Here is a 15706-nt window from a genome sequence, read left to right on the forward strand (position 1 = left end):
CTTCTTCCCTGCGTACGACGGTTACGCGGCCAGCTTGGCCAGCGCGGCGTCGATGCGGGCGATCGTCTTCTCGCGGCCCAGGATCTCCAGGGACTCGAAGAGCGGCAGACCGACCGTGCGGCCGGTGACGGCGACGCGCACCGGGGCCTGGGCCTTGCCGAGCTTCAGCCCGTGCTTCTCGCCGGCGGTGAGGACGGCCGTCTTGAGCGCCTCGGCGTTCCACTCCGCGGCGGTCAGCTCGGCGCGGGCCGTGACGAGGAGGGCGTCGGAGCCCTCCTTCATGGCCTTGGTCCAGGACCCCTCGTCGTGGACGGGCTCGTCCAGGAAGAGGAAGTCGACGTTGGCCGTGATGTCCGAGAGGACCGTCACACGGGTCTGGGCGTGCGGGGCGATCTCGGCGAACTGCTCCGCGTCGAAGGCCTCGGGCGCCCAGGGGGCGAACGGGGCCTTCAGCCAGGGGCCGCAGGCCTCGGTGAAGGCCTTCACGTCGAGCATGCGCAGGTGCTCGGCGTTGATGTGCTCGGCCTTCTTCAGGTCGAAGCGTGCGGGGTTGGCGTTGACGTCGGCGATGTCGAATGCGGCCACCAGCTCGTCACGGCCGAAGATGTCGCGGTCCTCGGCGATCGACCAGCCGAGCAGCGAGAGGTAGTTCAGCAGCCCCTCGGGCAGGAAGCCGCGCTCGCGGTACAGGTTGAGCGAGGCCTGCGGGTCGCGCTTGGAGAGCTTCTTGTTGCCCTCCCCCATGACGTAGGGGAGGTGGCCGAAGGCGGGGGTGTCCTTGGCGATGCCCAGCTCGATGAGCGCCCTGTAGAGGGCGATCTGGCGCGGGGTGGAGGAGAGCAGGTCCTCGCCGCGCAGGACGTGGGTGATCTCCATCAACGCGTCGTCGACCGGGTTGACCAGCGTGTACAGGGGAGCGCCGTTGGCACGGACGATGCCGTAGTCCGGGACGTTCTCCGGCTGGACGGTGATGTCACCGCGGACGAGGTCGGTGAAGGTGATCGCCTCGTCGGGCATCCGGAAGCGGACGATGGAGGTCCGGCCCTCGGCCTCGTACGCCGCGGTCTGCTCGGCCGTCAGCGCGCGGCAGTGGCCGTCGTAACCCGACGGCTTGCCGGCCGCACGGGCGGCGTCGCGGCGGGTGTCGAGCTCCTCGGTGGTGCAGTAGCAGTGGTACGCGTGACCGGCGGCAAGGAGCTTCTCGGCGACGTCCTTGTAGAGATCCATGCGCTGCGACTGGCGGTACGGGGCGTGCGGGCCGCCGATCTCGGGGCCCTCGTCCCAGTCCATGCCGAGCCAGCGCATCGAGTCGAGCAGCTGCTCGTAGGACTCCTCGGAGTCGCGGGCCGCGTCGGTGTCCTCGATACGGAAGACCAGGGTGCCCTGGTGGTGCCGGGCGAAAGCCCAGTTGAAGAGAGCTGTCCGGACCAGGCCCACGTGGGGGTTGCCGGTCGGGGAGGGACAGAAACGTACGCGGACAGGTCCGTTAACCACGCTTGATCACCTTGTTGGTGAGAGTGCCGATGCCTTCGATGGTGACGGCGACTTCGTCGCCGACGTGCAGGGGTCCGACCCCTGCGGGGGTTCCGGTGAGGATCACGTCGCCCGGGAGCAGGGTCATGGCTTCCGTGATGTGGACGACCAGGTCCTCGATCGAGCGGATCATGTCGCTCGTGCGGCCCAGCTGGCGCTGCTCGCCGTTGACCGTCGCCTGGATGGTCAGGTCGCGGGGGTCGAGGTCGGTCTCCACCCAGGGGCCCAGCGGGCAGGACGTGTCGAAGCCCTTGGCCCGGGCCCACTGCTTCTCGCGCTTCTGGGCGTCGCGGGCCGTGACGTCGTTGGCGCAGGTGTATCCGAAGATGACGTCCTTGACGCGCTCACGCGGAACTTCGCGGCACATCCGGCCGATGACCACGGCCAGCTCGGCCTCGTGGTGCAGGTCGTCGGAGAAGGAGGGGTACTCGATGGCGTCACCGGAGCCGATCACCGAGGTGGTGGGCTTGAAGAAGGCGACGGGGACATCCGGGACCTCGTTGCCGAGCTCGGCGGCGTGTTCCGCGTAGTTGCGGCCGATGGCCACGACCTTGTTGGGGAGCACGGGGGGCAGCAGCCGGACCTTGCTCAGCGGGACCTTGGTCCCCGAGAGCTCGAAGTCGGCGTACGGGATGCCCTTGATGATGTCGAGGACGAGGCTGTCGGGGCTGTCGCCCTCGACCGCGCCGAAGGCGACATTGCCGTCGATGGAGAACCTGGCGATGCGCACGGGATGCTGTCGCCCCTCACTTGCTGGCTGGCTGAAGACTGACGCTCCAGGCTAGCGCGGGTGAGGGGGACAGCCGTCGCATCAGCCGGCGGCCGTGGCGGGTGCTTCCATGAGGATGGTGCGGCGGGGGTTGGCCGTCTGGGTGGGCAGGTCGACGGCGTGCTCCGGCTGCTCCGGCGTGTGCAGCGCTACGGCGTCCTCGAGGTGCGCCAGCGTGGTGCGCCGGGGGTTGGCAATGTTGCGGAACATCATCGTCGTCTTCATCTGCCGTGTGGGCCCTTGTCGCTGGGGCGCCGCCCGGAGGGGCGCCGGTTGTCGGATTCGCTATCCCTGTAAAGCGTCAGGCTAAACATCCGATTCCCCACGGGAGCGGGGAAGAGACGTCGATCATCATGTGAGTTTGCTCACGAAGTTGCCGACAAATAGCCCATTGCGGACAGTCGACCACGGGAAACAAAGCGGGCATTACGGCACTGAATCTGCCATTCCGCTCCCGATCATGTCGACTGGGACACCGCTCGCCCCCAGGGGGCACACCCCCAATGATCCGATTTGCCCCTGAACACTCTCCACGGCTTGTTACCCACCCATCACACGGTGTCACAGAGGTCACAGCCCGGTACGTGGGCCTTGTTGGAGATCCTCCACTGTGCTGGAATTCCACGCACCGCCGCGGGTTTCAGGCCCGGCGCGCAGGGGCGCAACGCAGCGCCGAGTGGCGGCGGGAGGGGGAAGTACGCCGGTCACTCACGACCACCATGGGGCGCGTCCAGCGCCCCACGACGCCGACACCGTCCCGCCCGAACACGTGGTGGGACGCCTGGTCCAGAGGTTGCGACGCTAGTGCAGGGACGTTTCAAGAGGGATGGCAGCGCTCCGGCGGAACAGGAGCCGCGCGGCGGGACCGACCGCGGTTCCTCGCCCCAGCACGCCCAGAACCCCGGGCCGGCCGGAGCCGGCGACAGCGGTGACCGCGCGCAGCGCTCGGGTACGACGAGCACCGGCGGCGCGGACCCGGCCACGCCTCTCAAACCCGCGGGGCCGGTAGGCACCGGCTCACGCATAGCCCTGCGCAACTGGCGCATCAGCACCCGTCTGGTCTCCCTCCTCGCCCTTCCCGTGGTCGCCGCGACCACGCTGGGCGGACTGCGGATCAACGAGTCCATGAATGACATGGAACAGCTGGAGCACATGCAGCTGCTCACCCAGATGACGAAGCAGGCGACCGCGCTCGCCAACGCGCTCCAGGAGGAGCGCGACAAGTCGGCAGGCCCCTTGGCGAACAAGGTGAAGGCCACCGACTTCAAGATCACTGAGCCCCGGAAGCGGACCGACCGGGCCAAGGACGCGTTCTTCGACGCAACCGACGACATCGGCGACACGCAGTCCGACGAGGCGCTGGAGGGCATCCGCTCCAGCGTCAACCAGATCGCCACCCAGCTCGGCGAGCTCACCAGCATCCGCAAGGACGCGTACACCCAGGGCGCCCCGAGCCTCAACACGGTCGACCAGTACAGCCAGCTGATCACCGCACTGCTGGGCCTCTCGCAGGACATGGCGCAGGCGACCAGCAACCCGGACATGATCAAGCGGACCCGCGCCCTGGCGGCCTTCTCCTCCGCCAAGGAGTACGCCTCGGTCCAGCGCGCGATCATCGCCGCGGCGCTTCCGGGGGGTGACAGCGACCAGTCGCACCTCAACGACAACGACAAGGTGTTCGGCCGCAACGCCAACCGCAAGGAAGCCCTCGCTCTCCAGACGTTCGACACGACCTACGCGACCACCGGCAACAGCTCCTCCGAGCTGACGGACTCGCTCAAGGACGGCAACCCCGAGATCACCGCCGCGGACATGTACGCGAAGCAGGTGCTCGACAGCCCGCTGGGCATGGAGGGCCGCAAGCCCCGCACGTACATGGACTGGTACGACCAGAGCTCCAACAAGATCCAGGCCATGAAGACCATCGAGGAGACCCTCCTCGGTGAGATGGAGGGCAAGGCCCGCGAGCTCCGCGAGGCTTCGCAGCGCGACGCCATCCTCAACGGTGCGGTCATCCTCATCGTCCTCGGTGTCTCCCTCGTCGGCGCCTTCGTCGTGGCGCGGTCCATGATCCGCTCGCTCCGGCGACTGCAGGACACCGCGACCCGGGTCGCCCAGGACCGGCTGCCCGAGCTCGTCAAGCAGCTCTCCGAGACCGACCCGCAGGACGTCGACACCTCGGTCGAGTCGGTCGGTGTGCACTCCCGGGACGAGATCGGCAAGGTGGCCGCGGCCTTCGACGACGTGCACCGCGAGGCGGTCCGACTGGCCGCCGAGCAGGCGCTGCTGCGAGGCAACGTCAACGCGATGTTCACCAACCTCTCGCGACGGAGCCAGGGCCTCATCCAGCGTCAGCTCTCGCTCATCTCCGAACTGGAGTCGCGCGAGGCCGACCCGGACCAGCTGTCCTCCCTCTTCAAGCTCGACCACCTCGCGACCCGTATGCGCCGTAACGGCGAAAACCTCCTCGTCCTCGCGGGCGAGGAGCCGGGCCGCCGCTGGACCCGTCCGGTGCCGCTGGTCGACGTGCTCCGTGCCGCCGCGTCCGAGGTGGAGCAGTACGAGCGCATCGAACTGGCCGCGGTGCCCGCCACCGAAGTGGCCGGCCGCGTCGTCAACGACCTCGTGCACCTCCTCGCCGAGCTGCTGGAGAACGCGACGTCGTTCTCCTCGCCGCAGACGAAGGTCCGGGTCACCGGTCACGCACTGCCCGACGGGCGTGTGCTCGTCGAGATCCACGACACGGGTATCGGCCTCTCCCCCGAGGACCTCGCGGCGATCAACGAGCGGCTCGCATCGCCGCCCACCGTGGACGTCTCGGTGTCCCGCCGCATGGGTCTGTTCGTGGTCGGCCGGCTGTCCCTGCGTCACGGCATCCGGATCCAGCTGCGTCCCTCCGACTCCGGCGGTACGACCGCGCTGGTCATGCTGCCCATGGAGGTCGCGCACGGCGGCAAGCAGCCGCCGTCGAAGCAGGGTCAGGGACCGCAGGGCGGTTCTCCCGGTGGTCTCCTCGCCGGTGGCAACGGCTCCGGTGCCGGCGCGGGCCAGCGTCCCGGGCTTGCGGGTTCCCCGTCCGCTCCTCCCGCCAAGGGCCTGGGTTCCGGTCCGCAGCGCGGGCAGGTCGGCACGGGCTCGGGCCCGCGGGCCGCGCTGCCCTCGCGTGACGGCGGTCCGCAGGGCCCCGGCAACGGTCCGCAGGGCCCCGGCCGCCCGAACCAGCCCCAGGGCGGCGGCCTCTCCGGCGCCTTCGGCGGCGGCGCCCGGACGGGCGCGCGCGGTCAGCAGGAGTCTCCCGGCCGTACGGACTCGGGCCAGCCCAACCTCTTCGGTCACACGGGGGGTCCTGCACAGGGCCAGCAGGGCCGCCAGAGCGGTCCGCCCGCCCGGCAGGCCCCGCAGCCGCAGCAGGCACGCAACGAGCAGGCCGGCTTCCAGCAGCCCGGCGGCCCCGGCCGTCAGCTGCCGCCGCCGTCCGGCGGTCCCCGGGCCGAGCTGCCCGGTGGCAACCCGCCGTCGCAGCGTCCGCAGAGCGCGAGCTGGGGCGTCGAGGAGCAGGGTGGTTCCCGGCGTAGTCAGCCGGACGCGCCGCGCGGTCACGAGGAGCCGGACTCCGGCCGGTTCGCCCGCCCGGGCAGCTCCGCTCCCCACCAGCCGTTCAACGCGCCGAACCAGCGTCCGCCCATGAACGACCGCCAGGGCCCCGGTGCCACGTCCGAGTTCGCCCGCCCGGACTTCTCCGCGCCGCAGGCGCCGGACCCGGCGAGCACCGCGCAGTTCGCCCGCCCGGACTTCAACGCCCCGCTGCCGCAGGACCAGGGCTACGGCGCCCAGGCCCCGCAGAACCAGATGCCCGCACCGCGCCGGCAGGACAACGCCGACTTCGGTGCACCGCGTCCGCCGGCCCAGCCCGCGGGTGAGCCGCCGCGCCGTCCGGCGCTGCCGCAGCAGCCCGAGGCGCTGCCGCCCGCCGGTCCGGGTGACGGGCGTACGCCGCTGTACGACACGCTCGAGACGAACTGGTTCCACGGCCCGGGGCAGGGCGGCGCTCAGCCGCCCGCAGCCGAGCCGCAGGCACCGTCGGCTCCCGAGCCCCTCGGCACCCCGGCTCCGCCCATGCCCCGGCGTGGTGCGGCCGATGCCGGCGTCACCAGTTCCTGGCGCGCCTCGCCCAATGACGAGCTCGTGCGTCAGGCGGAGCGGGTCAAGAAGCCCGCTGCGGGCGGGATCACCACCTCCGGGCTGCCGCGCCGGGTTCCGCGTGCCAATTTGGTGCCGGGCACTGCTCAGCAGCAGAATCATCAGTCCGGACCTCAGGTTTCGCGTGCGCCCGATGACGTACGCGGCCGTCTGACCAATCTCCGCCGGGGCATCCAGCAGGGACGACAGGCCAACAACGGCTCGTCTACCGGCAGTTTCCAACTCGGCCCCACTCACCAGCAGGAGCGTTAGTTGAGCCCCATGAGTCAGGCCGCGCAGAATCTGAACTGGCTGATCACCAACTTTGTGGACAACACCCCAGGGGTGTCCCACACGGTGGTGGTCTCCGCGGATGGCCTGCTGCTGGCAATGTCCGAAGGTTTCCCGCGCGACCGCGCCGATCAGCTGGCGGCAGTCGCCTCCGGTCTGACGTCGCTGACCGCGGGTGCCTCCCGGATCTTCGAAGGCGGCGCCGTGAGCCAGACCGTTGTGGAGATGGAGCGAGGATTCCTTTTCCTCATGTCCGTCTCGGACGGTTCGTCTCTGGCCGTTCTCGCCCACCCGGACGCGGACATCGGTCTGGTCGGGTACGAGATGGCACTCCTCGTCGACCGCGCGGGGTCGGTACTCACCCCTGACCTCCGCGCCGAACTACAAGGCAGTCTGCTCCACTAGGCGGCCATGCAGCAGACCCCTGACACGATCCCCCCAGGTACTACTCGAAACCCTCACCCGTCCGGCCGTCAAAGACCCCCCACCGGCCCTTCCCGACGGCAAGGCGACACCCTGCTGTCACGCCCGGAGGATTCATGACCCCGCCACCCGCCTCACCTGATCCGTACGGCGCACTGCACCACGCGTCGTACGACGGTGAAGGCGACCAGCCGCTGGTCCGTCCGTACGCAATGACCGGCGGCCGGACCCGGCCGCGCTACCAGCTCGCGATAGAGGCGCTGGTCAGCACAACAGCAGACCCCGCTCACCTCGGGACGCTGCTCCCCGAGCACCAGCGGATCTGCCACCTCTGCCGTGAGGTCAAGTCGGTGGCCGAGGTTTCGGCCCTGCTGTCCATGCCGCTGGGCGTGGCCAGGATCCTGGTGGCGGACCTGGCGGAAGCCGGCATGGTGGCCATCCACCAGCCGGGCAATGGAGAGGCCGGCGGCGCGCCGGATGTGACACTGCTCGAAAGGGTGCTCAGTGGACTTCGCAAGCTCTAGCGGCGGGACAGCCCGCGCAACCACCTCGGCGAAAATCGTGGTGGCAGGGGGCTTCGGCGTGGGTAAGACCACGTTTGTCGGTGCCGTTTCGGAGATCAACCCGCTGCGCACCGAAGCCGTGATGACGTCCGCGTCCGCGGGCATCGACGACCTGACCCACACCGGGGACAAGACCACCACCACGGTGGCCATGGACTTCGGCCGCATCACCCTCGACCAGGACCTGATCCTGTACCTCTTCGGTACACCGGGCCAGGACCGCTTCTGGTTCATGTGGGACGACCTGGTCCGCGGCGCCATCGGCGCCGTCGTCCTCGTCGACACCCGCCGTCTCGCCGACTGCTTCCCCGCGGTCGACTACTTCGAGAACAGCGGCCTCCCCTTCGTCATCGCCCTCAACGGCTTCGACGGACACCAGCCCTACACTCCCGAGGAAGTGCGTGAGGCCCTGCAGATCGGCCCCGACGCACCGATCATCACGACGGACGCCCGTCACCGCGCAGATGCAAAGAGCGGTCTGATCACGCTGGTGGAGCACGCTTTGATGGCGCGGCTCAAGTAGCGCGAAGTCGGTATTGATCTACGGAAGTTGCTGTAGTCAAGCGGGGGCGGCCTGTGTCCTTTGACACGATCCGCCCCCGTGTTCATAACATTTCGACAGAGAATTGAAGCGGCATCAGCACCCGACGCATCCGAGCGGTACCACTGTGCTCACATGAGCCCCGCCTTTTGACGGGGCTCGTTCTTTATGCCCGTTTTATCTGAGGCGCGCGCCACTCGGAATCAGGCATTCCGACTGTTTGGAACGCGGCCGGTCCGCGTGCTGCAATGCGTCGAACTACCGAGTAATACGGCCCTGAACGAATAATCCGGCACAACGTAGGTGCCGACGCCGAGAGGTTGTTGGTCGAGTGAGGCGAAGCAACGAGGGCTCCGCGGCGCAGCCGGAGCGGGGCAACTTCACCCCGCCGCCGCGCGCTGCGGTGTCGCCTGCGGAGATATCCGAGGCGGAACCGGCAGGTGGCAGCACCAGTCGGCTGTCGCCGCGCAACTGGCGGGTGCCCACCCGGCTGAACGCGATTCTCCTGATTCCCGCGCTGGTCGGCCTGGTCATGGGCGGCTTCCAGGTGAAGGGGTCCGTCGACAGGTGGAACGAGGCCCAGGACGCCGAGAAGACGGCTCAGGTCGTCCGCGCGGCCGCGGAGTACGGTCAGGCACTGCTCAACGAGCGTGACCTCACCGCCCAGCCGTTGCTGTCCAACAAGCGCACGGCGGCCGAGGTCGAGGACGCCCGCGCCATCACGGACGAAGCGGCGACGAAGTTCGACACCGCCGTCCAGGGCATGCCGGACAAGGAGGGGCTCGACCGCCGCCTCAAGCTGTTCAAGGTGGAGGAGCCGCTCCTCCCCGAGCTGCGCAAGGCCGCCTACGCCGAGGCGATGGACCCGGTGAAGACGGAAGAGGGCTACACCAAGGTCCAGCACTCGCTGATGGAATTCTCCAACGAGCTCGGCCTGGGCAGCAGCAACATCACCACCTACGGCCGGACCGTGTACGCGATCGAGCTGGCCAAGGCCGCAGAATCGCTTCAGCGCTCCATCGGTATGCACCTGCTGGTTCGCCCCAGCCAGAAGAACGCCACCTTCGACGCCCAGGTCAAGGCGTTCGGCTCGTACAACTACCTGGAGCAGATCGCCCTCGGCGAGTTCGTCTCCGGTGGTACCGAGGCCGACGTGGCGCGGCTCAAGGAAGTCATGGCCGGCAAGGCCGCCGAGGGCGCCAAGCAGCTCAAGGCCGCCAAGGAGCAGGCCGCGGCCACCGGTCAGCCCTTCGTGGCGCCGCCGAGCATCGACGGTTCGGTCTTCGACGGCATGGCCCAGCAGATCGGCCAGGGCCAGCGCCCCGAGGACCTCCGGAAGAAGGGGATCACCCCCGAGACCTGGATGGCCGCCGCCACCGCCAAGTTCGACGGCTACACCACCGTTGAGGACGAGCTCGTCGACAAGGCCGTCACCGAGGCCGCGGACATCTCGTCCAGCGCCCGGAACGACGCCATCGTCAACGCCGCGATCGTGATCATCTCGCTGCTGGCCGCCTTCATCATCGCGGGCCTCATGGCCCGACAGATGAGCCGCGCGATGCGCCAGCTGCGTACCGCCGCGTTCGGTATCGCCGAGCAGCGCCTGCCGATGCTCGTCGACCAGCTGTCGCGGACCGAGCCCGGCCGGGTGGACACCCGGGTGCAGCCGATCCCGATCAACACCCAGGACGAGATCGGCGAGGTCGCCCGCGCCTTCGACCAGGTGCACCGCGAGGCGGTCCGGCTCGCAGCCGAGCAGGCCATGCTGCGGGGCAACGTCAACGCGATCTTCACGAATCTGTCGCGCCGCAACCAGTCGCTCATCGAGGGCCAGCTGACCCTCATCACCGACCTGGAGAACAACGAGGCCGACCCGGACCAGCTGGAGAGCCTCTTCAAGCTGGACCACCTGGCGACCCGTATGCGCCGCAACGGCGAGAACCTCCTCGTCCTCGCCGGCGAGGAGCCCGGCCGCCGCTGGAACCAGCCGGTTCCGCTGGTCGACGTCCTGCGTGCCGCCTCCTCCGAGGTGGAGTCCTACGAGCGCATCGAGCTCACCGGTGTTCCGGAGAGCGAGATCCACGGCCAGGCCGTGACCGACCTCGTGCACCTGCTCGCCGAGCTGCTGGAGAACGCCACCACGTTCTCGTCGCCGCAGACCAAGGTGCGCGTCACCGCGACCCGGCTGCCCGACGGCCGTGTCATGGTCGAGATCCACGACAAGGGAATCGGCCTCACCGCCGAGGACTTCGCCGACATCAACCACAAGCTGGCCAACCCTCCGACCGTGGACGCCGCGGTGTCCCAGCGCATGGGTCTGTTCGTGGTCGGCCGGCTGGCCGACCGGCACGGCATCCGCGTCCAGCTCCGCCCCTCGGGCGAGCAGGCGGGCACCACGTCGCTGGTCATGCTGCCGGACGCGATCACCCATGGTGGCGGTGGCGAGTCGGCGCCGCAGGGCGACTTCACCGTCTCCTCCATCATTCCCGAGCAGCAGCAGCCGCAGCCGTTCGAACTGCCCGCCCACCACGCTCCGATGCGTACGGCGGCGGAGCTCGGCTTCGACGACTCGCGGTACGACACCCCGGCTGCGGACTCCCCGCAGCTCGACCCGGTCGGCCGCTCGCTGATGCGTGAGGAGCGCCGGGCCGCGCTGGAGGCGCAGACCGGACCCGAGCACCAGGCGTTCCAGGACAACGGCGCGGGTCAGCAGGGCTACGCCCAGGACCAGTACGGCCAGGAGCAGTACGCGCCCGAGCAGTACGGCCAGGAGCAGCAGGGCTACGCACAGCCCGGATACGACGGCGGCTACGAGCAGTACGGCGCCGAGGGTGGCTACCAGCAGCCCCAGCAGGGCTATGCGGAAGCTTCGTACGCCGCACCGGAGCCCCAGCAGGAGCAGTACGCCGACCAGTTCGCCCCTCAGTCCGACCAGACCCACCAGGGTGACTGGGCGGATCAGGGCGGATACCAGGGCGGGTACGAGCCGCTTGCGCAGCCGGAAGCGGAATCTGTTCCGAGCGCCCCCGCGGAGCCGCAGGAGCGCGTAGGCTTCGACCGTCCGGGGCCCACCCCGAACAACGGTCACGACCTGACGACCGCGGGTCTCCCGCGCCGGGGTGCGGGCCAGCAGCACTGGCAGCCCACCGGCCGTGGAAACGATCAGCCTGCGGCGGCGGAACAGCAGCAGCGACCGCCGAAGCAGCAGGAGAAGCCTCAGCCGCCGCAGACAGCACCGGCGAGCGGGGAAGGCCCCGACGACTGGCGCTCGGCCAACGACGAGCGCTGGGAGCGGGCCGAGAAGCTCAAGGATCCGAAGGCGGGCGGAATCACCCCGTCCGGACTCCCCCGGCGCGTGCCCAAGGCCAATCTGGTCGAGGGAACGGCGGAGCAGACCCAGCAGGGCGGCCCACAGGTCTCCCGTGCCCCCGAGGACGTACGTGGCAGGCTGAGCAATCTGCGACGTGGTGTCCAGCGGGGACGTACCGCGGGGTCGGACACAAGTAATACCTACAACCAGGAGCGTTAGTGTGAGCCCGATGAGCCAGGCGGCGCAGAATCTGAACTGGTTGATCACCAACTTCGTGGACAACACCCCTGGGGTGTCGCACACGGTGGTGGTCTCCGCCGACGGACTCCTGCTGGCGATGTCCGAAGGTTTCCCGCGTGACCGTGCCGATCAGCTGGCGGCAGTCGCCTCCGGTCTGACGTCGCTGACCGCGGGCGCCTCCCGGATCTTCGAGGGCGGCGCAGTCAACCAGACCGTTGTGGAGATGGAGCGAGGATTCCTCTTCATCATGTCCATCTCTGACGGATCTTCACTCGCCGTCCTTGCCCACCCGGACGCCGATATCGGTCTGGTTGGGTACGAAATGGCGCTTCTCGTAGACCGTGCAGGAAGTGTTCTCACCCCGGATCTTCGCGCCGAGCTCCAGGGAAGTCTTCTTAACTGACAGACAGACAGTGCGTTTCTCGTCACCGCGCCATAAGGTGCGGTGGCGCGGCACCACTGGGATGGCGACCGGCAGTCGGAGGAGGAAACGTGGCAGCACCCACAGGCGGACACCCGTACGAGGGTGGTCGGCACGTTCCGGGTGAGCAGGGCGACAACCGCTTCAACCACCCCGGCGTGCAGGGTTCGCAAGAGCCTTATCAGCCGTATCAGCCCTACCAGCAGCCCCAGCAGTCGCCGCAAGGCGCGCAGGGGGGCGGCTGGCCCCAGCAACAGCCGCAGCAGCCGGGTTCCGGGTGGCCGCAGCAGCAGCCCCCGCAGCGCTACGACGCACCTCCGTCGCGCATCCAGCCGGTCCAGCGGCAGGCGCCCGAGCCGTCGAAGCCCGCGGCGCACAACCCGCTGGTCCGTCCGTACGCCATGACCGGCGGCCGGACCCGGCCGCGGTACCAGCTCGCCATCGAGGCACTGGTCAGCACCACGGCCGATCCGTCGAGGCTCCAAGGGCAGCTGCCCGAGCACCAGCGGATCTGCCGGCTCTGCATCGAGATCAAGTCGGTCGCCGAGATTTCGGCCCTTCTCACGATCCCCCTCGGCGTTGCCCGGATCCTCGTCGCCGACCTGGCCGAGGCCGGACTCGTCGCTATCCATCAGCCCGGCGGCGACGAGGCCGCCGGCGGCCAACCAGCCGTGACACTGCTCGAAAGGGTGCTCAGTGGACTTCGCAAGCTCTAGCGGCGGAGCGGCCCGCTCCACCACCTCGGCGAAAATCGTGGTGGCAGGGGGCTTCGGCGTGGGTAAGACCACGTTTGTCGGTGCCGTTTCGGAGATCAACCCGCTGCGCACCGAAGCCGTGATGACGTCCGCGTCCGCGGGCATCGACGACCTGACCCACACCGGGGACAAGACCACCACCACGGTGGCCATGGACTTCGGCCGCATCACCCTCGACCAGGACCTGATCCTGTACCTCTTCGGTACACCGGGCCAGGACCGCTTCTGGTTCATGTGGGACGACCTGGTCCGCGGCGCCATCGGCGCCGTCGTCCTCGTCGACACCCGCCGTCTCGCCGACTGCTTCCCCGCGGTCGACTACTTCGAGAACAGCGGCCTCCCCTTCGTCATCGCCCTCAACGGCTTCGACGGACACCAGCCCTACACCCCGGACGAGGTGCGCGAGGCCCTGCAGATCGGCCCCGACACCCCGATCCTGACGACGGACGCCCGTCACCGTGGGGACGCCAAGAGCGCGCTCATCACGCTGGTCGAGCACGCGTTGATGGCCCGCCTGCGCTGAGGTCCCGGACACGGCACACGAAAGGCCCCGCACTCCCGAGGGAGTGCGGGGCCTTTCTGTGCGTCCGGGGCCCGGATGGGGCCTGAGGGGTCCGGAAGGGGCCTGAGGGGCCCTTCTCAGCCCTGCCAGCTGTGCGGGGCACGGAAACCGGGGGTGCGCTCCAGTCGGCGCCATCCGGCGTGGTTACGGCCCCTGTGGGCGGGCGCGTCGGGCTGGGCGGCGGCGCGTGCGAGCAGGACCGCGGTGATGGCCGCGAGCTCCTCGGGGCCGGCCTGGCCCTTCTCGACGCGCAGCACGGACTCGGCGGGAGTGACGCTCATGGTGTCTCCGTCTTCTGGACGTTCTGGGCAGCTGGTCGTCTACACCTCCGGGGTTGCCGGGGCGGCTGCGACTACTGCGGGGGGTTGCCGTGCTTGCGGGACGGCAGGTCCGCGTGCTTGTTGCGGAGCATCGCGAGAGAGGCGATCAGTACCTCGCGCGTCTCGGCGGGGTCGATGACGTCGTCGACCAGGCCGCGCTCCGCGGCGTAGTAGGGGTGCATCAGCTCGGCCTTGTACTCCTTGACCATGCGGGCCCGCATGGCTTCGGGGTCCTCGGCGTCCGCGATCTGACGGCGGAAGATGACGTTGGCGGCACCTTCGGCGCCCATCACCGCGATCTCGTTGGTGGGCCAGGCGTAGGTGAGGTCGGCTCCGATGGACTGACTGTCCATGACGATGTACGCGCCTCCGTATGCCTTGCGCAGGATCAGCGAGATCCTCGGCACGGTGGCGTTGCAGTACGCGTACAGGAGCTTCGCACCGTGCCGAATGATTCCACCGTGCTCCTGGTCGACGCCGGGCAGGAAGCCGGGTACGTCCAGCAGAGTGACGATGGGAATGTTGAAGGCATCGCACATCTGGACGAATCGAGCCGCCTTCTCGGACGCCTCGATGTCCAGGACACCGGCCAGCGACTGCGGCTGGTTGGCCACGATGCCGACGACCTGGCCGTCGAGCCGGGCCAGGGCGCAGATGATGTTACGGGCCCAGCGCTCGTGGATCTCCAGGAAGTCGCCGTCGTCGACGAGCTCCTCGATCACCTTGTGCATGTCGTACGGGCGGTTCCCGTCGGCCGGGACCAGGTCCAGCAGGACGTCGCCGCGGCGGTCGGCCGGGTCGTCGGTCGGCGTGACGGGCGGGTTCTCCCGGTTGTTCGACGGCAGCATCCCGATCAGGTAGCGGACCTCGGCGATGCAGGTCTCCTCGTCGTCGTACGCGAAGTGCGCGACGCCCGAGGTCTCGGCGTGCACATCCGCGCCGCCGAGCCCGTTCTGGGTGATCTCCTCACCGGTGACCGCCTTGACGACGTCCGGTCCGGTGATGAACATCTGCGAGGTCTCACGGACCATGAACACGAAGTCGGTGAGGGCGGGGCTGTAGGCCGCGCCGCCCGCGCACGGGCCGAGCATCACGCTGATCTGCGGGATGACACCGGAGGCGCGGGTGTTGCGCTGGAAGATCCCGCCGTACCCGGCGAGCGCGCTCACGCCCTCCTGGATACGGGCGCCGGCGCCGTCGTTCAGCGAGACCAGCGGAGCACCGGCCGAGATGGCCATGTCCATGATCTTGTGGATCTTGGTGGCGTGGGCCTCGCCCAGCGCGCCGCCGAAGATCCGGAAGTCGTGCGCGTAGACGAAGACCGTGCGGCCCTCGACCGTGCCCCAGCCGGTGATGACACCGTCGGTGTACGGCTTCTTGGCCTCCAGGCCGAATCCGGTCGCCCGGTGGCGGCGGAGCTGCTCGACCTCCTTGAACGTACCGGGGTCGAGCAGGAGCTCGATGCGCTCCCGGGCGGTCAGCTTGCCCTTGGCGTGCTGTGCCTCGGTCGCCCGGTCGCTCGGTCCGCGCCGTGCCTGCTCGCGCAGATCCAGCAGTTCGGCCACCCGGCCACGCGTGTCACTCGGCTCGCCCGGGATTTCGTCCACAACGGTCATGTATCGACCCTACGAACCCGACCCAGGGAATCGTGCCGTCGACTCCGGACAGTCTCCTGCCCGGTTTCCTGGTGGCACCTGACAGAACCGGCGCACCATGCAGCCCATCTGCCAGCCCGTGGGGCTCTCCCGTTGTGGTTCTCCCACAAAGAGGGGTCTGTGGTGTGGGGCACATCGGTGGCT

The 15706-nt window shown here is 69.1% G+C and carries 13 protein-coding genes; 8 read left to right on the forward strand and 5 right to left on the reverse strand.

Annotation, left to right across the window (positions count from 1 at the left end; genetic code table 11):
* Positions 1–21 precede the first annotated feature (21 nt).
* The 3 genes from gltX to OG257_RS11565 all read right to left on the reverse strand — a co-directional run bounded on the left by gltX (position 22) and on the right by OG257_RS11565 (position 2527).
* Positions 22–1494, reverse strand: a complete 1473-nt coding sequence (gene gltX / locus OG257_RS11555) for a glutamate--tRNA ligase (RefSeq protein ID WP_329207013.1) — start codon at positions 1492–1494, stop codon at positions 22–24.
* The gene (locus tag OG257_RS11560) at positions 1487–2263 is read right to left on the reverse strand and encodes a fumarylacetoacetate hydrolase family protein (RefSeq protein WP_329207015.1); all 777 of its coding nucleotides are present in this window, start codon (positions 2261–2263) and stop codon (positions 1487–1489) included. Before OG257_RS11560 ends, gltX begins: the two co-directional genes overlap by 8 nt.
* A gap of 81 nt (positions 2264–2344) precedes the next feature.
* Positions 2345–2527, reverse strand: a complete 183-nt coding sequence (locus OG257_RS11565; RefSeq protein ID WP_329207017.1) for a hypothetical protein — start codon at positions 2525–2527, stop codon at positions 2345–2347.
* 579 nt (positions 2528–3106) lie between these two features.
* Here OG257_RS11565 and OG257_RS11570 point away from each other — a divergent pair.
* The 8 genes from OG257_RS11570 (at position 3107) to OG257_RS11605 (ending at position 13548) form a co-directional block, all read left to right on the forward strand.
* Complete coding sequence (locus tag OG257_RS11570; protein ID WP_329207018.1) at positions 3107–6754, forward strand: sensor histidine kinase; 3648 nt, start codon at positions 3107–3109, stop codon at positions 6752–6754.
* 9 nt (positions 6755–6763) lie between these two features.
* Entirely contained in the window at positions 6764–7177 is a 414-nt protein-coding gene (locus OG257_RS11575) for a roadblock/LC7 domain-containing protein (protein ID WP_168713747.1), read from the forward strand.
* A 134-nt stretch (positions 7178–7311) separates the two neighbouring features.
* Positions 7312–7719: a DUF742 domain-containing protein gene (locus OG257_RS11580; RefSeq protein WP_003966010.1), complete on the forward strand. Its 408-nt coding sequence runs from the start codon at positions 7312–7314 to the stop codon at positions 7717–7719.
* Complete coding sequence (locus OG257_RS11585) at positions 7700–8281, forward strand: GTP-binding protein (protein ID WP_128848843.1); 582 nt, start codon at positions 7700–7702, stop codon at positions 8279–8281. The genes OG257_RS11580 and OG257_RS11585 overlap by 20 nt, the downstream gene beginning before the upstream one ends.
* 349 nt (positions 8282–8630) lie before the next feature.
* Positions 8631–11828 carry a sensor histidine kinase gene (locus OG257_RS11590; RefSeq protein WP_329207022.1) on the forward strand — a complete coding sequence of 1066 codons (3198 nt, stop codon included), beginning with the start codon at positions 8631–8633 and terminating at the stop codon, positions 11826–11828.
* Positions 11829–11838: 10 nt separating this feature from the next.
* Positions 11839–12252 carry a roadblock/LC7 domain-containing protein gene (locus tag OG257_RS11595; protein ID WP_006127847.1) on the forward strand — a complete coding sequence of 138 codons (414 nt, stop codon included), beginning with the start codon at positions 11839–11841 and terminating at the stop codon, positions 12250–12252.
* Between the two features lie 89 nt (positions 12253–12341).
* Positions 12342–12986 carry a DUF742 domain-containing protein gene (locus tag OG257_RS11600; RefSeq protein ID WP_329207024.1) on the forward strand — a complete coding sequence of 215 codons (645 nt, stop codon included), beginning with the start codon at positions 12342–12344 and terminating at the stop codon, positions 12984–12986.
* The gene (locus tag OG257_RS11605; RefSeq protein ID WP_205022613.1) at positions 12967–13548 is read left to right on the forward strand and encodes a GTP-binding protein; all 582 of its coding nucleotides are present in this window, start codon (positions 12967–12969) and stop codon (positions 13546–13548) included. The genes OG257_RS11600 and OG257_RS11605 overlap by 20 nt, the downstream gene beginning before the upstream one ends.
* 116 nt (positions 13549–13664) lie before the next feature.
* On the opposite strand, the gene OG257_RS11610 is transcribed toward OG257_RS11605, so the two are convergent.
* Together OG257_RS11610 and OG257_RS11615 are read right to left on the reverse strand one after the other, a co-directional pair.
* The gene (locus OG257_RS11610; protein WP_329207026.1) at positions 13665–13868 is read right to left on the reverse strand and encodes an acyl-CoA carboxylase subunit epsilon; all 204 of its coding nucleotides are present in this window, start codon (positions 13866–13868) and stop codon (positions 13665–13667) included.
* Positions 13869–13939: 71 nt separating this feature from the next.
* Positions 13940–15523 carry an acyl-CoA carboxylase subunit beta gene (locus OG257_RS11615; RefSeq protein ID WP_329207028.1) on the reverse strand — a complete coding sequence of 528 codons (1584 nt, stop codon included), beginning with the start codon at positions 15521–15523 and terminating at the stop codon, positions 13940–13942.
* Between the last annotated feature and the right edge of the window lie 183 nt (positions 15524–15706).

The sequence above is a fragment of the Streptomyces sp. NBC_00683 genome, from assembly GCF_036226745.1.
Lineage (GTDB): Bacteria > Actinomycetota > Actinomycetes > Streptomycetales > Streptomycetaceae > Streptomyces.